Below are 23,459 nucleotides of genomic sequence, written 5' to 3' on the forward strand. Positions count from 1 at the left end.
TCGGGCAGGGAGGTGCGGAGGGTGTGAATCTGTTCGGACCGGCCATTGTGCCCATCTCGCCGCCCGGGGCGGCGTGCGGACCTGCTGCTTACCCCACGAACTTGCCGTTGGACCCCATCACGCCCAGCTCCAGGAAGCGCGATCCCACATACGGGGCGCTGCCCGCGTAGTCGATCATCAGGCCGCCCATGTCGTTGCTGCGGATGCCCGCCAGGGCGTTGCGCAGCTTGCCGCGGGTCAGCTCACGGCCGGTGCGCTCCAGGCCTTCGGTCAGCACGCGGGCGTTCACATAGCCTTCGAAGCTGCGGGCCGAGAAGTCCTGGAAGCCCGCGGCCTTCATGGCACGCTGGTAGTCGCGCACCAGGGCGACGCTGGTGCGGCTCGCGTCGGGCAGCACCATCGACAGGGCCAGGCCGGAGGCCTTGCCGCCCAGCTCGCGCAGGTTGTCGCCGGACAGGGCCACACTGGTTGCGGCCAGCGGGGTGCTGGGCGACACCTTCTTGAACTCGCTGATCAGCGAGGCCGACACATCGCCCGCGGTGCCCAGCAGCACCGTGGTGGGCTTGGCCGCCACGGCCTGCTTGACCACGTCGGCCACCTGCGCACCCTGTGCGTCGAGCTTGAAGGCCTTGGGTGCGGGCTGCTTGGCGGCCTTCATGGCGTTGTTCACATCGGCCAGGAATTCGCGGCCGAAGGCCGTGTCCTGGTAGACGATGGCCAGGTCGGTGATGCCCATGGCCACCAGCTTTTGCGTCAGGCGCTGGGCTTCGTCGGAGTAGCTGGCACGCACGTGGAACACCGAGCGGTAGTCCGCCTTGCGCAGCGACGTCGCGCCGCTTTGCGGGGCCACGTAGGGGATCTGCGCTTCGTCCACCAGCGGCAGGATGCGCTGGTTGTTGGCCGTGCCCATGCACGACAGCAGCGCCACCACGCCGCCGTCGGCGATCAGCTTGCGCGCGTTGGCTTCGGAGCGCGCTGCGTCATAGCCGTCGTCCAGCACCACCAGCTTCAACTCGCGGCCATGGATGCCGCGGGCGTTCGCCTGGGCGATGCCTGCGTCCAGCCCCTGCTTGAGCTCCTTGCCCAGGCTGGCCAGCGGGCCGGTGAGGCCGATGGAGCAGCCGATGGCCACGCTCTTGGCGTCCATCGGGTCCTGCACGCCCACGGCGCGCGAGGGGTTGGCAAACAGCAGGCCGGTGCTGGCGGCGACGAGGGACTGGGTGAACTGGCGACGTTGCATGGAATGAAAACTCACGGGCAAAAAACATCCAGCGCCGGCGGGGCTGGGTGTAGCAGGGAACACAGGGGTGGGGCCGGTCGAAAGACCTAGGGTTAACCCTGATTGTAACCAGGGGTGTGTGACAGCCCCGTGTTTGGCCTTGTCCCGGCCGGGGATTCGCTGCCGCACGGCCCGCCATGAACACCGTGCAGCGCGATGCCGGGCAGCGTGGCGCCCGGCCGATAAAAAAAGCCCCCCGCCACGGGGCGGGGGGCCTGGGACCGCACCGCCCTGCGGGCAGTTGCGTTGGATGGAAGGGCCGCCCGCCCTGGCCGAGCCGCTCAGCCCTTGCGGTTGAGCAGCGCGTACAGCAGGATGGCGCCGAACGTGGCGGTACCGATGCCGCCCAGCGCGAACTGGCCGAACTTGAGCGTGAAGTCGCCCGTGCCCAGGATGAGGGTGATGGCCGCCACGATCAGGTTCTTGTTCTGCGAAAAGTCCACCTTGTTGTCCACCCAGATCTTGGCGCCCGCCACTGCGATCAGTCCGAACACCACGATGGAGACACCGCCCATCACCGGCAGCGGAATGGTCTGGATCAGCGCGCCGAACTTGGGAGAAAAACCCAGCACCAGCGCGAACACGCCCGCCAGCAAAAACACGGCGGTCGAGTAGATCTTGGTCGCGGCCATCACGCCGATGTTCTCGGCATAGGTCGTCACGCCCGTGCCGCCCACGCCGCCGCTGACCATGGTGGCCACGCCGTCGCCGATGAACGCGCGGCCCATGTAGCGGTCCAGGTCGCGCCCGGTCATCGCCGTGACGGCCTTGATGTGGCCCAGGTTCTCGGCCACGAGGATGATGGCCACCGGGGCGATCAGCAGCATCGCATTGCCGTCGAACACCGGCGCGGCGAAGTTGGGCATGCCCACCCATGCGGCGTTCGCGAGGATGGACAGGTCGATGGGCTTGCCCAGGCCCAGGCCGTTGGTCAGCACCGCGTAGATGATGCTCGCCACGATCAGCCCCACCAGGATCAGCAGGCGCTGCACCATGCCGCGCGTGAGCACGGCCACCAGGCCCACGCTCACGAAGGTCACTACCTGCATCCAGCTGTCGAAGTTGCTGGCCGCCATGTTCTTGATCGGGATGCTCGCCAGGTTCAACCCGATCACCGCCACCACCGAGCCCGTGACCACGGGCGGCATGAAGCGCTCGATCCAGCGCGTGCCGATGGCCTGCACCAGCGCGCCGATCAGCGTGTAGAGCAGACCACACGCGATGATGCCGCCCAGCGCCACGGCGATGTTGGCGTTGGGGCCTTTGCCCGCGTAGCCCGTGGCCGCGATCACCACGCCGATGAACGCAAAGCTCGAGCCCAGGTAGCTGGGCACCCGCCCGCCCGTCACCAGAAAGAAGATCAGCGTACCCACACCGCTCATCAGGATGGCCACGTTGGGGTCGAACCCCATGAGGATGGGCGCCAGCACCGTCGCGCCGAACATGGCGATCACGTGCTGCACGCCCATGGCGGCGGTCTGGGGCCAGGGCAGCCGCTCGTCGGGCGCTATCACCCCGCCTTGCTGCAGCACGGCAGCGCTTTTTTCTTGCCAGTTCATGAATCCCATGGATGTTCCTTGTACTTTGTAGTTCGAGGCGCGAATGCTAGTGGATGAATCCGCCCGCGCTCCACGAACGTCCGGGAAGACCCGGGGCCGGGGAGCGTGCGGCGCCCCGGCGTTAGGATGCGGCCACCGGCGGGCGCGAGGGGCCCGCCTTCACCCTTGCAACGAAACCATGCAGCCTTTCGCACCGTCCTGCCCGTCGTGCCGCCAGCCCATGCAGGCCTACCCCTTTACCAGCAACACCGGGCACGCGCTGGAGCTGGACATCTGCTATGCCTGCCAGGGCATCTGGCTCGACCGGTACGAAAACCTCAAGCTCTCGCCCCAGGCCGTGGTGGACCTGTTCCGGCTGCTGCACGAGCACCGCACCGATGAACACCGCCCGCTGGAGTCGCGCATGGACTGCCCGCGCTGCCACTCTTCGCTGGACAAGGGCTTCGACGTGGTGCGCAGCGGCCGGTACATGACCTACCGCTGCGCGCGCCAGCACGGGCGCTTCAGCACCTTCTCTTCCTTCATGGTCGAGAAAGGATTCGTGCGCCACATGACGCGCCCCGAGATCGACGACCTCGCCAAGCGCGTGGGCGCCATCTACTGCACCAGCTGCGGCGCGCCGGTGGACATCCGCAAGGACCACGCGTGTCCGTACTGCCGCGCTGCGTTCTCGCTCATCGACCCCGATGCCGTGGTGCGTGCGATGGAAGGCTACGCCCGGGCCAGCGCCCGCCCCGCCCACGCCGCACCCGGCACGCCGGCCGCGGCGGTGGACATCGGCGACGCTCTGGTGGCGCTGGAGCGCGACCGCAGCCGGGCCGAGCGGGAGCGGCAAAAGAGCGCGTTCAGCGGCACGCGGGACCGCGATGAAGACTCGTTCACCGGCGATCTGCTGGCGGCTGGTGTGGCCATCGTTTGGAGTGTGCTCACTTCTGCGCGATGACGGGAGTCCGGCGAGCCTGTGCGCCGGGGAGGCGCTGCGAATTGCTCAGCGAGTGAAATCGAAGGGCTTTGGCAATCCAACATCGCACAGGCTCTCAAGGCCGAGGGGTGGTGCGCGCTTGCTCCTGCACCCATGCCATGTCCTTCCCGCTTACACACCAATTTGGATTTTGAATCCAGTCCGTGAACCATAAACTGGGATTCCCCTGCAGCAGTGAGCATTGTGTGTAGCCCCGTGCAGGCATTACATGGTTTTGAGCTATGGATGACGCGAAGAAAATCAGCCCAATCAGCCCTACCTGCACCAGCCCCGAATAGAGCAAGACCTTGTCCAGCATGCGAGTGAAGGGGCCCTCGTAAGCGGTAGCCCTTACCAAAGCCAATATCAGTGCGGCGCCAAAGAAGACCAATCCAACCGGGCCGATGACCGCACCTGGCCAAAAGCGCACCATGGGTGCGCGGGCCGCGATGTGTTGCATCAAGGTAACCAAATCCCATGTCATCCATAGGCAGAGAGCCGCCATGGCTGAAAACATGGGAACGATGTACCAAAGGTTACGCCGGAGCTTTTCAACATCTATCGTTGGGGTAGACATTCAATACCTTCTGCAAATGGGGCAAAGCCAGTCCATCAGTTCCTGGTATTTTGCTTGGAGGTCGGAATTGATTTTCTTTTGAAAGCTTTGCGATGTTGTATTTATAACATAAATGCCTTCTGTCGCCGTGCTTGGAATAGCCTTTAAGGCGTCGATAACCCTTTGTTTTATTTTATGGTGCCCATCTATTTTGTTCAATGCATAACCGACAATGAAAGTAACTGCTACCACGCCCACAAGCGGAGCAATGGCTACTGTGGTAACTAATCCTACTCCCGCTCCGAATGCATAGGCGGCCATGGAAGCAAGTCCCGCCTTGGCCGCCTCCACACCAATGCCTCCGATCAGGTCGTACATTGTTTTTTCATCATTAAAAATAAACTCGGCGATTTCGATTCCACTTGCTACAACTACGCTCAGAATAAAACCGCCTTTGACGACGCCTGCCATTCCTTTCATTCCAAGGCCGAGCTGTACCATTTTTGGGTTTGCGGCCAGGTAGCGGGTTCCGTTGAGCGCGGCACTTCTATAGGCTGCATAGCCTTTGATAATGATGTAAGTGCCGGCAGGGGTAGTTTTGATATAGGTGGTGATGCCTGATATCCCTAACGCGTTCAAAGTTTTTGTGACCATTACGGCGTCATTGACGCCCATGGCGACGGGCGCTACCCAAGGCTCGCCAATGTTGGGGCTGAGAACTGTTTTCCAGTACTTTCCTGAGCTGCTGCCGGACAATATTTTGCGCAGTGCGCTAGCCAGGGATGGATTATTTTTTGATCTGTCTTCTAGGATGCTGATGTAATCTTCAGGCGTCAATACAAGTGTATCCACCTGATTTTCGCTCATTGATTGAGAAACGGCATTTGCATAACCAACCAAATAAAATGTAGAGGCAATATCTGCAGACATGGGTACCTATAGAAAATGAGGTTGGATTGTCTCTTTGTGTTTGGAGGTTCTGACTTGCCGTTACGAAAAAATATGTATTGTGTATAACTGAAGAGCTGAAAATCAGTGCCCCGTCGGGGATGGGTTTCGGCTGAAATACGGTGGTATATCGGGCTATGGATGCCCCAATAAGCGGCGGGCCATCGTTCCTTTGCGCATGAGTGCACGTCACAATAGATCGCAGCGTTGGCGCGATGGTGGTCGGCGTCGTCGCAAGCTCAGGAGGTAATCAGCGTGCTGCAGTTCCTAACTCCCGCTTCCATTCGCACATTTCCGGCCGCTGCTCACAGCGCGCAGCTCTGCGATGGCAAGGCGCAGGCGCGCGGCCCCGCCTTGCCCCCCGTACCCAGCACCCTGCTCATCCCCCTGGCCGCACGGGCGCGGGGCGACCATTACTTTCCGTGGCTGGCGTGCGGCGATGCGGTGGCGGCCGAGCTGCTGGAGCGCCTGGGCGCCGACGTGGAGGCCTACCTCAACGACCTGCCCACGGTGCTCAACGTGCTGTGGCGCACGCGGTTCATTCGCGACACGGCGCAGGGATTCTTCCTGATGCACCCCGGGGCCCAGGGCGTGAACCTGGGCTGCGGCCTGTCGCACCATTTCCAGTGGCTGGACACCGGTGCCAACCACTGGCTGGACGCCGACCTGCCCGAGGTGATGGCGATGCGCCGCCCCTTGCTGCCTGCGCAGTGCCCGCGCGCCCGCCTGGCCGAGGTGGACATCACCCAGCCCGGCTGGTGGGGCCGCCTGGGCCTGCCGACGCGTGATGCCGCCGCCGGCGAGCCGCCGCCGCAGCCCGTGCTGGTGCTGTGCGAAGGCGTGCTGATGTACCTGGAGCCCGCGCAGGTCGAGGCCGTGCTGACCGAGTTCGCGCAGTGCGCGCCCGCGGGCTCGCGCCTGGTGCTGGATGTGCTGACCCACCGCGCGGTGGGCACGGCGGCCCGCCATGCGAGCGTGGGGCCCACCGGGGCCGAGTTCCGCTGGGGTGTGGCGCGCCTGTCCGACCTGGCCGCCGTGCACCCGCGCCTGGAGCTGCTGCACGAGCACAGCGTGGCGGAATGCTATGGCTGGGCGGGCCTGGCGCTGGAGACGCTGTGGTGGCCCTGGCTGGGCGCGCCGCTGTACGGCATGGTGACGCTGGGGGTGCACGACTCCCCCTGAGTCGCCTTCGGCGCCTTCTCCCGCAGGGAGACGCCACCCGTGGCCTGGAAGGATGGAAGCCCCCCTGAGTCGCCTATGGCGCCTTCCCCCGCAGGGGGACGCCACCCGTGGCCTGGCGGAGCCAGTTCCACGGTGGCACTGGCCTTGGGGCGCGCCAGTTGCAGAGGTAGCTTGCTATTGAAAATATCGCTGGTGGCGCTTATTGGGGTTGGGTTGCGGTGCAAATACGGCTGCAAGCCAATCCAGGCGTGCGCTGGCAGCTATGTTTTTTGAAGATTTGTGGGACGGCCGGGCGCCAGCGCCTGCATCCAGCCAGGCGGTTTGCCGGTCAGCTGGCCCACGATGGCGGCTTGCAGGGGCGGCAGGCGGCGCGCGCCTTGCAGCACCAGTTGGCGCAGCAGGCGGGGCAGGGGGCGTGCGTCGGTGTACAGCCGCACGATGGCGTTGGTGCCTTCGTAGATCGGCCAGGCGTGGTGGTGGTGCGCGCGGGCGTAGGCGGCCAGTGCGCGGTGGTCGCCGATGCCGCGGCCCTGGCGGCGCGCGGTCTGCAGGGCGGTGGTCAGCCGCTCCACACCGGCCAGGCCCAGGTTGTAGCCGTGCGCCGTCACCGGGTGCATGCCCACGGCGGCGTCGCCCAGCAGGGCGCAGCGCTGGGCGGCAAAGCGGTCTGCATACACAGCCACCAGCGGGTAGGCATGGCGCTCGCCGTCGAGCTGCATAGGGCCCAGGCGGCCACGGAACTGCGCCTGTACCTGGGCCGCAAACGCGTCGGCCGGCAAGGCCATCAGAGCGGCTGCATCTGCAGCGCCTGCGGTGACGACGACCGAGCACCGGTGCGCGGTGCCGACCGCGTCGGCCGCGCCCACCGTGTCCATCGCATCCGGCAGAGGCAGTATGGCCAGCGTGCGCTCGTAGCCAAAACACTCGTGCGCCACGCCGCCGTGGGCGAGGGCATGGCGCATGCGGCAGACGATGACGGTGCGGCCGAAGTCCGCCATGCGCGCGCCGATGCCCAGCTGCCGCCGCGTGGCCGACAAGCGGCTGTCGGCCGCCACCAGCAACGGTGCCTGCAGCCGCTCGGTCGGCGGTGTCGCGCCGTGGGTGCCGGGGCGCGCCGCGAGGTCGGACGGCAGGCGGTACTCCAGCTCGGCATGCGTGGCCAGGGTCGCCACGCGCGTCACCTGGGCGCCGGTGACGATGCGCACCCCGGGCGTCTGCGCCGCCACGGCATACGCGGTGCGCCGCAGCGCGTGGTTGGGGACGATGAAGCCCAGCGCTTCATGGCCCGCGCCCGCGCGCCGGGCATCGAGCTGCAGCGCGCTGTGTTGGCCAAGCGGCCCGTCGTGCACCTGCGCCGCGTGGATGGCGCCGGTCTCGTGCGGCGCGAGCTGCGTCCAGGTGCCCAGCCGCTGCAGCGTGGCGCGGCTGGGGTGGGTCAGCGCGATCTCGCGGCCGTCGGGCGCGGGGTCGGCCAGCGCGGCTTGCGGCTGCTGCTCGACCACGGTGGCAGTGAACCCGGCCTGTGCGAGGGAGATGGCCAGCGCCAGGCCCGCAGGCCCCGCACCGGCGATGAGGACGTCGCTGTGAGAAGGGGAGGTGGTGGTGGATGTCATGGCCGAGGGGCGGGTGGACCCGCCAGGTACGCACGCCCCTGCAAGCGGAGGCGACGGCCTGCATTGTGGATGCGCCCCGGGCGGCAGGCTTTGCCCTGCATCAAGCCTGGCCTTGGGAGGTGCTGGCGGCTGGCCGCACATCGGCCACGCACGCGCCGTGCGGTGGCGATGGGGGTCTACCGGGCTGTGGGGCGCATGACGAAGCCACGCAGATGGCCCGTCAAGGCAGTTGCTATCCAATAAATAGCTTCTGGCGCCCGTCCATCCAGCGGTAGGCCATCAAAAACCCTCAAAAAAGGTGCGTGATAAAAAAAACCTGCGGCTCAGGCGCGCGCCGGCTTGCGGGCGGATGCCTTGGCGGGCTTCTTCTTGCGGGCGCCACCCGCGGGCTTGCCGCGCAGGTGCAGCACCCAGGTGACCAGCAGCCACAGGTACGCGGCCAGCACGCTGTAGGCGGAAACGGCCGCCAGCGTCAGGGGCTGCGCGGCGATGGAGCGTGGGTTGGCCATGGTCTCCAGCAGCTGGCGGGTGCCCATGCCCAGCACGGCATCGCGGCTGCCCGAGCGGGCCATGCGCGCGGCCATGAAGATGAAGAACTCCATCAGCAGCGCACCGATCAGGAAGCACGCCAGCAGCGCCATCAGGTGCGCCAGCGCGCGCCGGTCGCCCTTGGCCAGAAAGTAGATCGCAGACACCAGCACCAGCGCGGGCAGCAGGTAGGCCAGTGCAGGCCAGGCGGACGTGAGAAGGTGCATTGCAGGCGCCAGTCGGATAGCAGCGTGGGGCGGCCGGTGCGGTCACCGGCCATTCATCGGCCGCTGCGCCCGCAGGAACGGTTCTCGCGGCGCAGCGGCGTCCCGGATGATAGGCGCTGTCTGCCCGCGTCGCCATGGCGGCTGTAACTGTTGGCGACAGGCCGCCCCACGGTTCAAGCCGCGGCCCATCACTTCGGGCAGCCGTCGGCCAGCAGCCGGCCGTGCCCGGTGCCTGCCGGCTGCTGCGCAGACACCGGCTGCGCCACGAAATCCGCCACGGCGGCCAGCACCTCGGCGTGCTGCAGGATCTTGCGGTGCCCCAGCCCTTCGGTGGGCATCAGCGTGGCGCCCGCAATGCAGTCGCGGTAGGCCTCGCCGTCGGCAAAGCGGTTGATGCGGTCGCCCCGGTCGTGCACCACCAGCGTGGGCAGGGCGATGCGCGGGCCCACGGCGGGCGGCTCGAACTGGCGCATCAGAATGCCTTCGCGCGCCTCGATGCGTCGCTGCATCGCGGCGCGGGTGCGCTCCGACAGGCCGAACACCTGCGCGAACAGGCGTGTGTATTCGTGTGGCGATGCGGGCGGCGCCAGCAGCACCAGCCGCCCGGTGGCCAGGCCGCGGCTGGCGGCATGCGCAGCCGCATTGGCCGCGAGCGAATGCGCCACCACCGCGGTGGGCGCCGAGTCCTGCGCGTGCAGCCGGGCCGTGGCGTATTCGATGGCCCGGGCGAACTGCGCCAGGTTGCTCACGCGGCCCCGGCTGCCGCCGTGCGCGGGCAGGTCCACCAGCACCGGTCGCAGGCCCCGCGCGGCCAGTGCATCGGCCAGCGGCAGCATCTGGCGCGCGTGGCCGCCCCATCCGTGCAGCAACAGCACTGCGGGGCCATGGGGCTGCGCCTGGGGCGTGTAGAGCGTGATCTCGGCGTCTTCGAACGGCCACCGCTCGGTGCGCCAAGCACCGGCGGGCAGGGCGTTGCCGCCGGGTCTGCGCAAAGGCAAGGGCGTGCCGAACAGGCGGTAGGCCGCGCGCACGGCCAGGGCGGGCCACAGGCGCTCGGCAGCGCCCAGGGCGGTGCGCAGCAGCCGCATGCCGGCATGTCCGCCGTAGAAGTGGGTGGTGGTCTGCAGGGCGTTGGAATGGCTCATGGCGGTGCTCCGGAAAATCAAACACACAGGGGAGGGTGGGGTGGTTGGCGCGGCGCGGCCTGGGGCCGGGCGCGGGCGTTGAGGGCGGGTCATACAACGCGGCAAAGCTGCTCTGGCCACGCGCTGCGTTGCAGGCAGCGCGGGTCGTCGTACGAACCCGCGCGCGGCCACGGCGCCCGCAGCGTCGTGTGAGCCGCGCTCAGTAGAAGATCCAGTCGCGGTTGCTGCGCGGCAGCTGGGCGAGTGTGTCGCGCAGTGCCTGCACGGCGCGCGCAGCGGCGATGGCGGCTGCGAGTATCAGAAAGATCAACATGGCTTCTCCTTTCTTCGCACGGTTGTGCGAAATTGGGGCAAAACAAAGCAAGAGATTTCCATGGCGCACCGTCTTCAGGCCGCCGTCGGCTGGTAACTCTGGATGAGGCGCGCCCACGACGCCTCCACGCGTTGCACGGCCTGCGGATCGCGCAGGAAGCGCACATCGTGCAACAGGCCCATGATCATCGCGTAGATCTCGCCCACCAGCTGGTCTGCGGGCGTGTCGGCCGGCAGGTGTCCGGCCTCGATGGACTGCAGCACCGTGCGCCGCAGGGCGGCGCGCCAGCGTGTGATCTCGCCGTGCAGCTGGTCGCGCAGCTCGCCGTCGCGGTCGTCCAGCTCGAAGGCGCCGGCGGTGTAGATGCAGCCGGTGAAGGCTTCCACATCGCGCGTGCGGGCGATCCAGCGGCGCACGATCTCGTTCAGGCGCGGCAGGCCTTTGGGGTGCTGCATGGACGGCACGAACACGTCGGCCAGAAAGCGGCGGCCGAACTCTTCGATCACCGCCTTCTGCAAGGCCTCGCGCGAGCCGGCGCGCGAGAACACGCCGCTCTTGGACAAGCCCACGCGGTCGGCCACGGCCTGCAGCGTGATCGACTCCAGCCCCTCGGCGGCAGCCAGGTCCAGCGCGGCGCCGACGATGGCGGCGCGGGTGAGCTCTGCTTTTTGGGTCTTGGCGTCCATGGATCTGAATTTAGCACACATGTGCTAAAAATGAAATGGCAGCCTGCGCGCCCTCTGAAGGCCAGCATTTGCTCTTCGCAATGGCTTGCTGGCAGCCTTTGGAATTGTGAGTGCATGTAAGCCGTGCGCCACTGGCGGGAGGCCTTGCAGTAGAACTTCAGGTCACAGCCGCTGAGTCGTCAGGGCGGCAGAAATGCGCTACTTGAAGCGCTTTGCACCAGATCAGGGTGACGCCGTTGGCGCGTTGGCCTGCCACCAGCACGGGGCTCGCTGCCCGCTCTCGACGATACGAACGGTTGCAATCGAGTGCAGCCTGTCAAGAAGCGGCCGGTAGCTGCATGAAACAATCGCCCGCCATTTGAAACAAGCCGCTGCAGCGGTTGCAAATGCGTCACCAAGCCGTTGCGCCTGCGCCGCCGGAGCGGCGCGTTGCTCCATCGCAAATTCATCCAAAGAGGGAAACCATTCTGTGAAACGACTGACTTACATCGCCATGGCGTGCGCGCTGTGCCTGGCCGGCTGTGCAACCACCGAGGGTGGCTCTGCCAGCGGCCTGTCCTCCGTTTCTTCCGCCCTGGGCTCCACCAGTTCCGGGGGGTCCGGCGCCAGCAAGTCAGAGAACAAGGTAGGCGCTGTGCTCGACGTGTTCAAAGCCGCCACCGTGTCGGACGACGAACTCAAGTCCGTGGCGCTGCAATACCGCGCCTATGGCGACCGCACGGAAAAACTCGCACCCGCCGGCAACAAGCATGCGAAGCGCCTGGCCCGCCTGACGGCCAAGCACGTCAACGAAGACGGCATGAAGCTCAATTTCAAGGTGTACCTGAGCAACGAGGTGAACGCCAACGCCACGGCCGACGGCTCGATCCGCGTCTATTCGGGCCTGATGGACCTGATGAACGACCAGGAGCTGCTGGGTGTCATCGGCCATGAAATCGGCCACGTCAAGCATGCCCACACCATGAGCGCCATGCGCACCGCCTACATGGCATCGGCCGGCCGCAAGGCCGTGGCGGCCTCGGGCGGCGCCGGGTCGCGGATCGCGGATTCGGACCTGGGCGAGTTGGGTGAGAAGCTGCTCAACAGCCAGTTCTCGCAAAGCCAGGAAACCGAGTCGGACGACTACGGCCTGGCCTTCATGCAAAAGCACAAGTACAACGTCAAGGCGATGGAAGGGGCCTTCCGCAAGCTCGCTGCCTTGGGCGGCAAGCAAGGCGGCATGGACCAGATGCTGTCGTCGCACCCGGACCCAGGCGCCCGCGCCGACCGCATGCGTGACAAGGCGGCCGGCAAGAAGTAATGCTATTGAAAACATAGCTGCTGGCGCTCTGCAGGCTAGCGGCTGGGCCAGAAATCATCAAAAAATGGGCTTCGCATTGCGAGGCCCATTTTTCTATTGGCGGCGTGCTGGGGGTCCGCCGCCGCCGTGGTGGATGTCCAACAGGTGACTGTCCGCGGTGGCGCCTGCACGGATGCGCTGCTACCTTGCAGGCGATGGAGACAACAACACCCCCCAGCGGCCCAAGTACCTCGGCCGAGGGCGCACGACCGCCCTACATTCCCCAGATCCGCCTGTACCAGAACTGGCTGCGCGACGAGCGCGGCATCGCGTTCGACAGCTACGACGCGCTGTGGCGCTGGTCCACCACGGAGCTCGACGCCTTCTGGCAAAGCGTGTGGGACTACTTCGACCTGCAGTCGCCCACGCCGCACACCGCCGTGCTGGCACGCAACACCATGCCGGGTGCGCAGTGGTTCCCGGGCGCACAGGTCAACTACGCACGGCAGGCGCTGCGGCATGTGGATGCCGCACACGCGGCCGGTCTGCCGGCCATCATCAGCCGCAATGAAAAGGGCCAACACCGCGAACTCTCCTGGCCCGAGCTGAGCCGCCAGGTGGCGTCGCTGGCGCTGCACCTGAAGGCCCAGGGCGTGGAGCCTGGCGACCGCGTGGCCGCCTACCTGCCCAACGTGCCCGAGGCCATGGTCGCCTTTCTGGCCACGGTGAGCATCGGCGGCGTGTGGAGCATCTGCGCGCCCGACATGGGCACGCATGCGGTGCTGGACCGCTTCCGCCAGATCGAGCCCAAGGTGCTCATCGGCGTGGACGGCGTCACCTACGGCGGGCGCGACCACGACCGCACGGCGGTGCTGGCGGAGTTGCGCGAGGCCTTGCCCAGCGTGCAGCATGCGGTCCTGCTGGGCAACCTCGATGCATCCGCGTCCATGGACGGCTGGGCGGGCTGGGCGAGCGCTACCGCCCGCCACGACCCCGACACCGCGGCCTTCGAGCCCATGTGGCTGCCCTTCGACCACCCGCTGTGGATCGTCTATTCCAGCGGCACCACCGGCTTGCCCAAGCCCATCGTGCACGGCCACGGCGGCACGGTGCTGGTGGCGCTGCAGCTCAAGGTGCTGCACAACGACATCGGCTGCAGCTACGAGCCCAACAGCTTCGGCGAGCGCTACCACTGGTACAGCTCCACCGGCTGGGTGATGTGGAATGCGCAGCTCTCGGGCCTGCTGTCGGGCACCACCTGCGTGATCTACGACGGCAACCCGGGCGGCAGCAAGGAGCACCCGGACTGGGGCGTGCTGTGGCGCTTTGCGGCCGATACCGGCGTGACGTTTTTCGGCGCGGGTGCGGCGTTCTTTGCCAACTGCATGAAGGCGGGCATCACGCTTGCGGACTATGGCGACCTGGGCCGCATCCGCGCGCTGGGTACCACCGGATCGCCGCTGTCGCCCGAGGTGCAGGAGTGGGGCACGGCGCAGTTCGAGGCCTTGGGCACACACGACATCTGGTGGAACAATATTTCCGGGGGCACCGACTTTTGCGGCGCTTTCATCGGGGGCCACCGCGAGCTGCCCCAGGTGCCCGGCGAGATGCAGTGCCGCATGCTGGGTGCGGCGGTGGAGTCGTGGGATGCCGAAGGTCGTCCCGTGATGGACGCGGTGGGCGAGCTTGTCTGCGCGCAGCCCATTCCGTCGATGCCGCTCTACCTGTGGGGCGACAAAGACGGGTCGAGGTATCTGTCGAGCTACTTCGACATGTACCCCGCAGGCCACGGCCGCCAGCCCGGCGGTGGCGACGGCCCGGCCAGCATGGGGGCGGTATGGCGCCATGGCGACTGGCTCAAGATCGGCGCCAATGGCGGATGCATCATCTACGGCCGCTCTGATGCCACCATCAACCGCCACGGCCTGCGCATGGGCACGAGCGAGATCTACAGCGCGGTCGAGTCCCTGCCCGAGGTGCTCGACAGCCTGGTGGTGGACCTGGAGTACCTGGGCCGCGAAAGCTACATGCCGCTGTTCGTGGTGCTGCGCCCCGGCAGCGTGCTGGACGAGGCCCTGCGTGGCCGCATCAACGGCGCGGTGCGCACGGCGCTGTCTCCCCGTTTTGTGCCGGACGACATCTTTGTGGTGGCCGAGGTGCCGCGCACCCTGAGCGGCAAGAAGCAGGAACTGCCGATCAAGAAGCTGCTGCTGGGGCAGCCGATCGAGAAGGTGGTCAACAAGGATGCGATGGCCAATCCGGGGTGCCTGGACTGGTATGTGGCGTTTGCGGCGGAGCGGGCAGGGGTGCTGCTGAAACCATAGCTGCCAGCGCTTATTCAACGAGCGCTGGAGGCGGATTCTGATGAAAAATGCGAACGTTGTTCAGGGGTTGCCCTGGCTTCGACAGGCTCAGCCCGAACGGGTGGGGGAGGGCGGGCCGTTCCAGGGCCGTCGTGCCACCACCATCCGTTCACCCTGAGCTTGTCGAAGGGCCGCCCCATCCGTGCCCCGGCTTCGGCAAGCTCAGCCCGAACGGGGATGTGTTCCAACGCGAACTTTCAATCCAGCTTTGCCCCAGACGCCTTGATCAACCGCTCCCACACCGGCCGCTCCTTCGCAATCGCGGCGGAAAACAGAGCGGGCGAGCTGCTCTGCACGTCGAACCCCATCGCCGCGATGCGCTGGGCCACATCGGGCAGTTCGGTGGCCTTGCGCACTTCGGCTGCAATCCGCTCCAGGATGGCCGGGGGCGTGCCTGCAGGGGCGCCAAAGGCCAGCCAGCCCGCCACGCGGTAGGCCTCGTCGTTCAGGCCCTGCTCGGCCAGCGTGGGCACGTTGGGCAGGGTACCCATGCGGCGCTCGCCGCTCACGCCGATGGCCTTGAGCTTGCCGGCCTCCAGGTGGGGCTTGACCTGCAGCGCGCTGGCGAATGCGATCTGGATCTGCCCGCCCAGCAGGTCCTGCACCATGGGCGCCTCGCCGCGGTAGGCCACGTGGCTCATGTCGGCGTTCTGCGACTGGCTCATGTATGCGCCGGCCAGGTGCGGGTAGGCGCCCGTGCCGTACGAGCCGTAGGCGACCTTGCCCTTGTTCGCCACCACGTATTTCAGCAGCTCGGGGCCCGTGGCGACGGGCACGCTGGGGTGGGCCACCAGCACCAGCGGCGCGATCGCGATCTGGTAGATGGGCGCGATGTCGCGCTCCGGGCTGTAGGGCAGCTTGGTGTACAGGAACTGGTTGGTCAGCATCGAGTTGCTCAGGCCCAGCAGCAGCGTGTAGCCGTCGGGCGGGGCCTTGGCCACCGCGTCGGTGCCGATGATGCCGGCCGCGCCGGGCTTGTTGTCGATGACCATGGGCTGGCCCAGGCCCACGGCCATCTTCTCGGCCAGCACGCGCGCCAGCACGTCGGTGGCGCCGCCGGCAGCAAAGGGCACGACCACCTTGATGGGCTTGCTCGGGTACGGCGCGGCCTGCGCGAACGCGGCCGTGCCGCCGCCGGCGGACAGCGCCAGCGCCGCGGCGCCCAGCCAGGCGCGGCGGTTCATCGCGTTGATGTTCTTCGTTGTTGTCGTCGTCTTCGGGGCCGGTGTGGTCATGCGGTGTCTCCTGGAATGGTTATGGACGGAAAAGCAGCAAAGCAGAACGCAGCGAAAACAGGAAGATCAAGAAAGACAGACAAGGTTGGCACAGCCGGGCGGGTCGGCCGGGCGGGTCAGGCCTTGGCCTGCACCACCTGCACCGTGGTGCGCACGGGCAGTGGCGCGAGCACAGCGTCCAGCCGCGCCTTCAGGGCCTCTGCCGCGCCGGGCCTGCCGTCGCTGGCGATCACCACGCGCACGGCGTTGTCCCCGTCGGGCAGCACATCGCGCGCGCCGTCGGCACCCAGCTCCGCGCAGGCTGCATCCACCAGCGCGGCCACCGTGTGGCAGGCCGCGCGCAGGCGCAGCTCGGGCTTGAAGATCTTGCCGACGTTGGTCACCGGCATGGTGTCCAGCACCTGCACCCAGCGCGGGCGGGCCACGGCCTCGTCCACGCGCTCGGCGGTGAAGGCGAGCAGCTCGGCCTCGGTGGCCTCGGCGCCCGGCACCAGCGTGGCGTACACCACGGGCAGCTCGCCCGCATAGGCATCGGGCGCGCCCACGGCGGCGCACAGCTGCACGGCGGGGTGGGCGCCCAGCGCATCCTCGATCACCTTGGGGTCGATGTTGTGGCCGCTGCGGATGATGAGGTCCTTGGAGCGGCCGCTCAGGTGCAGCCGCCCCTCGCCATCCACAAAGCCCAGGTCGCCCGTGGCCAGCCAGCCGTCGTGCGTGAAGGCGCGGGCCGTGTCGGCCGCGTCCAGAAAGCCCGAGAACAGGTTGGGCGACTTGAACAGCACCATGCCCGCCTCGCCGGGCGGCATGTCCTGGTCCGACGCATTGCCGTGAGCATCCAGCGCCACGATGCGCAGCCGCGTGTACGGCAGCCGCCAGCCCACGCAGCCTGCGGGGGCCTCCACGCCCGGCGGCGTGATGGTGGAGATGCCCGCCATCTCCGTCATGCCCAGGCTCTCGTGCACGTGCAGGCCGAACAGCCGCTCGAAGCGCGCCGCCAGTTCGGGCGCCAGGATGGCCGCGCCGGTGCGGCAGTAGCGCAGCGAGCGGATGTCGGCGCCATCCAGCGGCACGTTGGCCAGCGCGGCCAGCACCGTGGGCACGGCCGAGAGGTAGGTGCAGCGGTAGCGCTCGGCCAGGCGCCAGTAGTTGGCGATGACCTCGCGGTTGCGGAACAGGCCGGTGGTGGGGATGATGGTCTCCACCCCTGCCGACAGCGCGGCGAGCGAGCCCGGCAGGACGCCCGCCACATGGAACAGCGGGTAGCCGTTGATGCCCACGTCGCCCGGCGTGATGCCCTGCATCTGCACGCTGCCCCAGGCGGTGAACACCTGCGCGCCGTGGCTGTGGCGCGCGAGCTTGGGCGCACCCGTGGTGCCGCCGGTGTGAAAGTACGCGGCGATGTCGGTGGCCGCGATGCGCCGGCGGCTCACCAGGTGGTCTGCGGGTTGCGCGGTGCGTGCCGCGAAGTCCATCACGCCATGGGGCAGTGCGGGGGCCGCGCCTTGTACGCCGCCCTGCACCTCGTCATGCGGCGCCACGCGCAGCACGGTGGTCAGCGTCGGCACCTGGCGGCGCAGGCGCAGGGCCTTGGCCCACAGGCCGGCATCGCCGTCGGTGGCCTCGTCGCCCCAGGCGATCAGCACCTTGGCGCGCGCCAGGGTGATCATGGCCGCGATCTTCTCGTCGGTGAGCATGGGGTTGAGCGGCTGCACGATGCCCGCCGCCTCGCCACCCCACAGGGCCAGGTGGTATTCCAGGCAGCCGGGCAGCAGCACGGCCACCGCATCCTGGGGCCCCACGCCCAGCGTGTGCAGCAGGTTCGCAGTTTGGTGGATGCCGGCCAGCAGGTCGTTGAACGACCAGCGTACCGGCATGTCGGCGGGGTGGGCGGTGGGCAGAAAGGTCAGCGCGGTACGGTCGCCGAACGCGTGGGCGGCATTGCAGAAAATTTCGTAGGTGCTTTGCACCGGCAGCGCTTCGGCCAGGGGCCGGGCTTCCAGGCGCTCGACGTCGGCCAGGCTGCGGATGCTCGCCACCCGGGCGAAGGGCGGGTTCAGGGGCGGTGCGGATGCGGGGGACGGGGCTGCGGAGGTGGTGGTCATGGGGTCGGCAGTGGACGGATCAGGCATTGTTGGGCCGGCGGGCCGTCCTGACAATCTCGGGGCGTCCCCGGGGGGACCGTCGGGGCGTCCCCAGGGGAACCCTGCCGCGCCAGGCGCCCGCGGCGGGCGTCTGCGCTCTGCCGGGCGGGCGGTGTGCCTACAGAAAACGCCGCACACAGCCGCTCATAATGCGGCGTCCTGAGAACGTAACCGCGTTCTTGCCCACCACGGCGTGAACGGAGCCCTCGACATGAACACACCTCAACATCCCAAGCGTTTCTCCATGATCCGCGAATTCCACCTGGCCGACTGGTTCACGCTGGGCAATGCCGTCTGTGGCGTGGGCGCGCTGTTCTCGTCCATGACCTACCTGGAAACCGGCGACGTGGTGCACGTGTACTTCGCCGCCGCCCTGGTGCTGGCCGCGCTGATCTTCGACGTGCTCGATGGGCGCATCGCCCGCTGGCGCCAGAAGAGCTCGGCCATGGGCCGCGAACTCGACTCGCTGGCCGACGTGATCTCGTTCGGCGTGGCGCCCGCCATCATTGCGTATGCCTGCGGCATGCAGGGCCTGTTCGACCGCATCGTGCTGGCGTACTTCGTGGCCTGCGGCGTGTCGCGCCTGGCGCGCTACAACGTCACGGCCGAGACGCTGTCCGAAGGCACGGGCAAGGTGAAGTACTTCGAAGGCACGCCGATCCCCACCTCCATCGTGCTGGTTGCCCTGATGGCCCTGGCCGCCTGGCTGGGCGCGGTGCGCGAGAACCTGTGGTTCGGCAAGATGCTGATCGGCGGCTTCACGCTGCACCCGCTGGTGCTGATCTTCGCGGTGTCGGGCTCGCTGATGATCAGCCGGATCAAGATACCGAAATTCTGATTGCTACTAAAAACATAGCTGCCAGCGCTTTCCAGGCAAGCGGTAGCAGCTATTTTTTATTCAAATCTCAGCGTGCCGCGGGCTTGCGGTTGACCAGCACGATGCCCGTGGCCACCAGCACCAGTGCGGTCACCAACCCAGGCGTCACCGGCTCACCCAGCCACAGCGCGCCAAACAGCAGCGCGAACACCGGGGTCAGGAACACGAACACCGAGATCTTGGTCGCCGGGTAGTGCGCCAGCATCCACATCCAGGCCAGGTAGCTGGCAAACGCCCCCACCAGCGCCTGCGCCAGCAGTGATCCCCAAGCGAAGGCGCTGAACTGCCAGACCCACGGCTCGCCCAGCACCAGCGAGATCATCGGCAGCACCGCCGTGCTCACCCCCACCTGGTAGAGCAGCTGCTTGGCGGGTGCCACCCCGGCCAGCGGCGTGGTGCGGATGACCACCGTGGTCAGCGCCCACATCAGACCCGCGGCCAGCCCCAGCAGGTCGCCCAGCCAGGCGCGGGGCAGGGCGGCGTTGGCGGGGCCCATCAGCCCGTCGCCCAGGGCCAGCCCCACGCCGACGAACGCAGCGGCCAGGCCCGCCCACTGCCAGCCCTGCAGCCGCTCGCCAGGAATGAAGCGCGGAAGCAGCAGCGCCACCCAGAACGGTGATGCGTATAAGAACACCGTCAGCCGCGAGGCGCTGGTGTACTGCAGGCCCAGGTAGATGCACGCAAACTCCCCCGCGAACAGCGCACCCGCCAGCAGCCCCGCGCGCGCCGCCCCGGCGGGCTCGGCCGCCGCGGACAGCCGCACGCCGCGCCACAGGCACCAGGCCACCACCGCCACGGTGGCCAGCGCAAAGCGCACAAAGGCCTGGAACACCGGTGCTACCTCGGCCACGGTGGCTTTGACCAGCACCTGCTGGAAGCCCCAGAACATGCAGCAGGCCAGCAAGATGGCAATGGCCAGGGAGTCGATGTGTGTTTTGCGGGTGGAGGTAGAGGGCATCGGGCGATTATGGAAGGGGCTGCCTGGGGGCGCTGACGCGTCTGTTGCACCGCACATCGCCCCCGCGCCACGGGCATCCATGGTGCGCTGCAAGCGGTGACGGCAGCGCGCGTCCTACACGCGCTGCGGCATTGGCGCACGCCCTGTGACGGTGAGATGTGCGTATGGTGAAGAGCCATGGCGGTGCTCTGCCACCGCTGAACGCCCGCGTCGCCTATGCCACCCTTCCGTACCGCCCTTCGAACCCTGCAACAGAGCCTGCTGCTCGGCGGCGCCGTGCTGGTCTTGGCGGGCAGCCCCGCGCAAGGGCAGTCATCTGCCCCGCTGGCGAATTCGGGTCCCACGTCGCGCCCAGTGACGGGGCAGTCGCCAATGCAGTCGTCGGTGCAGCCCTCGGCGCACGGGTCGCGCCTCGCGCAGTTCGGGAGCGAAAGCGCCTCGGCCGACGCACGGCGCATTGCCCACTGGGCGTTTCACTCGGGCGACCATCGCCGTCACGCCGTAGTGGTGGTCGACAAAAAAGACGCGAAGGTCTATGTCTTCAGCCCCGATGGCAAGCTGCAGGGCGCCACGTCCGCGCTGATGGGCTCGGCCATCGGCGACCACACGGTGCCCGGCATCGGCGACAAGCCCATCGCCCAGGTGCTGCCGGCCGAGCGCACCACACCGGCAGGCCGCTTCGTGGCCGAGCCTGGAACCAACGCCAGCGGTGAAGACGTGGTGTGGGTGGACTACGACGCGGCGGTGTCCATGCACCGCGTGCGCGCCAACGTGAAGTCCGAGCGCCGGCTGGAGCGGCTGGCGTCCAGCACGCCCAAGGACAACCGCATTTCATACGGCTGCATCAACCTGCCGGTGGCCTTCTACGAAAAGGTGCTGAGCCCCGCGGTGCGCAGCACCGGCGCGGTGGTGTACGTGCTGCCCGAAACGCGCCCTGCCGCCAGCCTGTTTGGTACGTACGACGTGCCGGGCAATGCAGAGCCTGCGCGTCGCTGAGTGCTTGGGGTGGACAGGGGGGTGTGTGCAGGCCCCTGTCCGACACACGCTGCGGACCCGGGATGACGCTGCGCGCACCAGGACCCTTTAATCTGAATGCAGCTGGCGACGGTGCTGGCAATTTCCATCATTCACAGATCCAAGGAGTCCCCTCATGTCCACATCCAAGAATTCGCTGAAGGCATTGCTCGCAGGTTTGGCCACCGTTGCCGTGGTGGGTACCGCCATCGCTCAAAGCAACCCGCCCGCTCCATCCAACCCTAACCCTGCCACGGGCGCTGGCCAGCAAAGCACCCAGAACACACCCATGGGCAGCACCGGCACCCAGGGCGCTACCGGTGGCACCGGCGCAACTGGCGCCACGGGCGCGGGCACCAGCGGTTCTTCGGGCGCGACGATGGGCTCCGGCAATGCCGCCAGTTCGTCGGGCTCCGGCATGGCCGCAGCGCCTGCCCGTCCAGCACGCGCTGACCGCAACTGAGTACGCTCTTTCTGCCAATGCAAAAAGCCGGGCTTGCCCGGCTTTTTGTCGTCCTGGTGGCGCAGGTGGCGGCGGCGAGTACCTGCACAATGCTGAACCAGACGGGGCCATGGCGTGCCGTCAAACCCGTCTGGCAGGGCTGGCGTGCCCCCACGGTACACTTTGCGCCTTCCTCAACAGGTTCCCGCGCCCCTTTCCACAACGTCCATTCATGGCCCTTACGACGGCGGCCCAGTCCCGCACCAGCTTTGATCTCAAAAGCGCCTCGCTGCCTGTGGTGGCCGTGGTGCTCAAGACCACCGACGCCGCGCAATTCGCGGCCGACCTGGCCGACCGCGTGGCCGATGCACCGGGCTTTTTCGACTTCGACCCCGTGCTGATCGATCTGGCTGCCGTCAAGGATGCCGAGGACCCCATCGATTTCGCAGCCCTGGTGGCCACCTTGCGCAGCCACAGCACGCTGCCCGTGGCCGTGCGCGGCGGCAGCGCCGCCCATATGGAGGCCGCCCGCGCCGCCGGCCTGGCCGCCGCGCCCGATGCCGCCCCGGTGCGCGTCGCCGAAGCCGCGCCCGTGGCCGAGCCCGAAGTGCGCGAGGTGATCCGCGAGGTCGAGGTGGTGCGCGAGGTGCAGGTCGAAGTGCCTGTGGCAGGCCCCGGTACCGTGGTCATCGACAAGCCCCTGCGCTCGGGCCAGCAGGTGTATGCCCGCGGCGCCGACCTGGTGGTGATGGCCGTGGTGAGCTTTGGCGCCGAGGTCATTGCCGACGGCAACATCCACGTCTATGCACCGCTGCGTGGCCGCGCCATCGCCGGCGCGCGGGGCAACACCGAAGCCCGTATCTTTTCCACCTGCATGGAGCCGCAGCTGGTGTCCATCGCAGGCATCTACCGCACCACAGAGACCGCGCTGCCCGACGAAGTCGCCGGCCGGCCCGCCCAGGTGCGCCTGGAAGGCGAAAAGCTCCTCATCGAGCCGCTGCGAAATCCTGTACGTATCAACCCCAGAGAGACTCAATAAACCCATGGCCAAAATCGTCGTCGTGACTTCCGGCAAGGGTGGTGTGGGCAAGACCACCACCAGCGCCAGCTTCGCCACCGGCCTCGCCCTGCGCGGCCACAAGACCGCCGTGATCGACTTCGACGTCGGCCTGCGCAACCTGGACCTGATCATGGGTTGCGAGCGCCGCGTGGTGTACGACCTGATCAACGTGATCCAGGGCGAGGCCAACCTGAACCAGGCGCTCATCAAGGACAAGCAGTGCGACAACCTGTTCGTGCTGGCCGCCAGCCAGACGCGCGACAAGGATGCGCTCACGCAGGAAGGCGTGGAGAAGGTGCTCAAGGACCTGGCCGCGATGGACTTCGAGTACATCGTCTGCGACTCTCCTGCCGGCATCGAAAGCGGCGCGCTCATGGCGATGCATTTCGCCGACGAGGCGCTGCTGGTGACCAACCCCGAGGTGTCGTCGGTGCGCGACTCCGACCGTATCCTGGGCATGCTGGGCAGCAAGACCCAACGCGCCATCGACGGCGGCGAGCCCATCAAGGAGCACCTGCTCATCACGCGCTACAACCCGAGCCGCGTCGAGGACGGCCAGATGCTGAGCCTGGAAGACATCCAGGACATCCTGCGCATCAAGCTCATCGGCGTGATCCCGGAGTCCGAAGTGGTGCTGCAGTCGTCCAACCAGGGCACGCCGGCCATCCACGCGCAGGGCACCGATGTGTCCGAGGCGTACAAGGACGTGATCGACCGCTTCCTGGGCGCCACCGACAAGCCGCTGCGCTTCATCGAGGCGGAAAAGCCCGGCTTCTTCAAACGCCTGTTCGGGAGCAAATAAGCCATGGCTTCTTTCCTGTCCTTTCTGCTCGGCGAAAAGAAGAAGACGGCCAGCGTCGCCAAGGAGCGCCTGCAGATCATCCTCGCGCACGAGCGCAACGGCCGCAACGCCTCCGAGCCCGACTACCTGCCTGCCCTGCAGCGCGAGCTGGTGGCCGTGATCTCCAAGTACGTGAAGATCAACCCCGAAGACCTCAAGGTGCACCTGGAGCGCCAGGACAACCTGGAAGTGCTGGAAGTCAAGATCGAGCTGCCGGACACAGTGCGCTGAGCGCTGCACGCCGGTGCGGCC

21 protein-coding genes are annotated in these 23,459 nt (G+C 67.3%); 10 read left to right on the forward strand and 11 right to left on the reverse strand.

The features are described 5' to 3' along the window. Window positions 1–88 precede the first annotated feature (88 nt). Both ACSQ3D_RS14050 and ACSQ3D_RS14055 read right to left on the reverse strand, forming a co-directional pair. Complete coding sequence (locus ACSQ3D_RS14050) at window positions 89–1,240, reverse strand: ABC transporter substrate-binding protein (RefSeq protein WP_056410458.1); 1,152 nt, start codon at window positions 1,238–1,240, stop codon at window positions 89–91. A 320-nt stretch (window positions 1,241–1,560) separates the two neighbouring features. Next, window positions 1,561–2,847, reverse strand: a complete 1,287-nt coding sequence (locus ACSQ3D_RS14055; protein WP_056410457.1) for a solute carrier family 23 protein — start codon at window positions 2,845–2,847, stop codon at window positions 1,561–1,563. 169 nt (window positions 2,848–3,016) lie between these two features. Between ACSQ3D_RS14055 and ACSQ3D_RS14060 the strand changes: the two genes are divergently transcribed. Then, window positions 3,017–3,781, forward strand: coding sequence for a zf-TFIIB domain-containing protein (locus tag ACSQ3D_RS14060; protein WP_436127317.1), 765 nt, complete (start codon window positions 3,017–3,019; stop codon window positions 3,779–3,781). A gap of 94 nt (window positions 3,782–3,875) precedes the next feature. On the opposite strand, the gene ACSQ3D_RS14065 is transcribed toward ACSQ3D_RS14060, so the two are convergent. Then, entirely contained in the window at window positions 3,876–4,376 is a 501-nt protein-coding gene (locus ACSQ3D_RS14065; RefSeq protein ID WP_396504267.1) for a hypothetical protein, read from the reverse strand. Then, a complete protein-coding gene (locus ACSQ3D_RS14070; RefSeq protein ID WP_436127318.1) occupies window positions 4,377–5,285 on the reverse strand; it encodes a hypothetical protein in 909 nt (302 codons plus the stop codon). A 372-nt stretch (window positions 5,286–5,657) separates the two neighbouring features. Here ACSQ3D_RS14070 and ACSQ3D_RS14075 point away from each other — a divergent pair, with 372 nt between their 5' ends. Continuing rightward, window positions 5,658–6,485, forward strand: a complete 828-nt coding sequence (locus ACSQ3D_RS14075) for a class I SAM-dependent methyltransferase (RefSeq protein ID WP_436127319.1) — start codon at window positions 5,658–5,660, stop codon at window positions 6,483–6,485. Window positions 6,486–6,745: 260 nt separating this feature from the next. Here ACSQ3D_RS14075 and ubiM read toward each other — a convergent pair whose 3' ends face one another. The 4 genes from ubiM to ACSQ3D_RS14095 all read right to left on the reverse strand — a co-directional run bounded on the left by ubiM (window position 6,746) and on the right by ACSQ3D_RS14095 (window position 10,997). Beyond that, window positions 6,746–8,098: a 5-demethoxyubiquinol-8 5-hydroxylase UbiM gene (ubiM, locus tag ACSQ3D_RS14080; protein ID WP_436127320.1), complete on the reverse strand. Its 1,353-nt coding sequence runs from the start codon at window positions 8,096–8,098 to the stop codon at window positions 6,746–6,748. A gap of 323 nt (window positions 8,099–8,421) precedes the next feature. Further along, the gene (locus tag ACSQ3D_RS14085) at window positions 8,422–8,853 is read right to left on the reverse strand and encodes a hypothetical protein (RefSeq protein WP_056410443.1); all 432 of its coding nucleotides are present in this window, start codon (window positions 8,851–8,853) and stop codon (window positions 8,422–8,424) included. A gap of 188 nt (window positions 8,854–9,041) precedes the next feature. Then, window positions 9,042–9,998, reverse strand: a complete 957-nt coding sequence (locus tag ACSQ3D_RS14090) for an alpha/beta fold hydrolase (protein ID WP_436127321.1) — start codon at window positions 9,996–9,998, stop codon at window positions 9,042–9,044. Window positions 9,999–10,385: 387 nt separating this feature from the next. After that, on the reverse strand, window positions 10,386–10,997 hold the full coding sequence (locus tag ACSQ3D_RS14095; protein ID WP_056410441.1) for a TetR/AcrR family transcriptional regulator: 612 nt from the start codon (window positions 10,995–10,997) through the stop codon (window positions 10,386–10,388). Window positions 10,998–11,466: 469 nt separating this feature from the next. On the opposite strand from ACSQ3D_RS14095, the gene ACSQ3D_RS14100 reads away from it, so the two are divergent. Beyond that, window positions 11,467–12,297 (forward strand): M48 family metallopeptidase, encoded by an 831-nt coding sequence (locus ACSQ3D_RS14100; protein ID WP_235503859.1) that lies wholly within the window; start codon window positions 11,467–11,469, stop codon window positions 12,295–12,297. A gap of 194 nt (window positions 12,298–12,491) precedes the next feature. Next, the gene (locus ACSQ3D_RS14105) at window positions 12,492–14,600 is read left to right on the forward strand and encodes an acetoacetate--CoA ligase (protein ID WP_436127322.1); all 2,109 of its coding nucleotides are present in this window, start codon (window positions 12,492–12,494) and stop codon (window positions 14,598–14,600) included. Between the two features lie 236 nt (window positions 14,601–14,836). Here ACSQ3D_RS14105 and ACSQ3D_RS14110 read toward each other — a convergent pair whose 3' ends face one another. Further along, on the reverse strand, window positions 14,837–15,874 hold the full coding sequence (locus ACSQ3D_RS14110; protein WP_436127323.1) for a Bug family tripartite tricarboxylate transporter substrate binding protein: 1,038 nt from the start codon (window positions 15,872–15,874) through the stop codon (window positions 14,837–14,839). 116 nt (window positions 15,875–15,990) lie between these two features. Further along, window positions 15,991–17,976, reverse strand: coding sequence for an acyl-CoA synthetase (locus ACSQ3D_RS14115; RefSeq protein WP_436127324.1), 1,986 nt, complete (start codon window positions 17,974–17,976; stop codon window positions 15,991–15,993). A 250-nt stretch (window positions 17,977–18,226) separates the two neighbouring features. Here ACSQ3D_RS14115 and pssA point away from each other — a divergent pair, with 250 nt between their 5' ends. Continuing rightward, on the forward strand, window positions 18,227–18,853 hold the full coding sequence (pssA, locus tag ACSQ3D_RS14120) for a CDP-diacylglycerol--serine O-phosphatidyltransferase (RefSeq protein WP_056410436.1): 627 nt from the start codon (window positions 18,227–18,229) through the stop codon (window positions 18,851–18,853). Between the two features lie 67 nt (window positions 18,854–18,920). Here the strand turns inward: pssA and ACSQ3D_RS14125 are convergent, their stop codons facing one another. Beyond that, complete coding sequence (locus tag ACSQ3D_RS14125) at window positions 18,921–19,850, reverse strand: DMT family transporter (RefSeq protein WP_436127325.1); 930 nt, start codon at window positions 19,848–19,850, stop codon at window positions 18,921–18,923. A 216-nt stretch (window positions 19,851–20,066) separates the two neighbouring features. Here ACSQ3D_RS14125 and ACSQ3D_RS14130 point away from each other — a divergent pair, with 216 nt between their 5' ends. The 5 genes from ACSQ3D_RS14130 (at window position 20,067) to minE (ending at window position 23,438) form a co-directional block, all read left to right on the forward strand. Then, a complete protein-coding gene (locus tag ACSQ3D_RS14130; protein WP_436127326.1) occupies window positions 20,067–20,846 on the forward strand; it encodes a hypothetical protein in 780 nt (259 codons plus the stop codon). Window positions 20,847–21,000: 154 nt separating this feature from the next. Then, a complete protein-coding gene (locus tag ACSQ3D_RS14135) occupies window positions 21,001–21,327 on the forward strand; it encodes a proteophosphoglycan ppg4 (protein WP_436127327.1) in 327 nt (108 codons plus the stop codon). Between the two features lie 211 nt (window positions 21,328–21,538). Beyond that, on the forward strand, window positions 21,539–22,345 hold the full coding sequence (gene minC, locus ACSQ3D_RS14140) for a septum site-determining protein MinC (RefSeq protein WP_436127328.1): 807 nt from the start codon (window positions 21,539–21,541) through the stop codon (window positions 22,343–22,345). Between the two features lie 4 nt (window positions 22,346–22,349). Then, entirely contained in the window at window positions 22,350–23,168 is an 819-nt protein-coding gene (gene minD, locus ACSQ3D_RS14145; protein WP_436127329.1) for a septum site-determining protein MinD, read from the forward strand. A gap of 3 nt (window positions 23,169–23,171) precedes the next feature. After that, entirely contained in the window at window positions 23,172–23,438 is a 267-nt protein-coding gene (minE, locus tag ACSQ3D_RS14150; protein WP_056163087.1) for a cell division topological specificity factor MinE, read from the forward strand. Window positions 23,439–23,459: the final 21 nt, after the last annotated feature.

Source organism: Acidovorax sp. LjRoot117 (assembly GCF_964252695.1).
Lineage (GTDB): Bacteria > Pseudomonadota > Gammaproteobacteria > Burkholderiales > Burkholderiaceae_C > Acidovorax.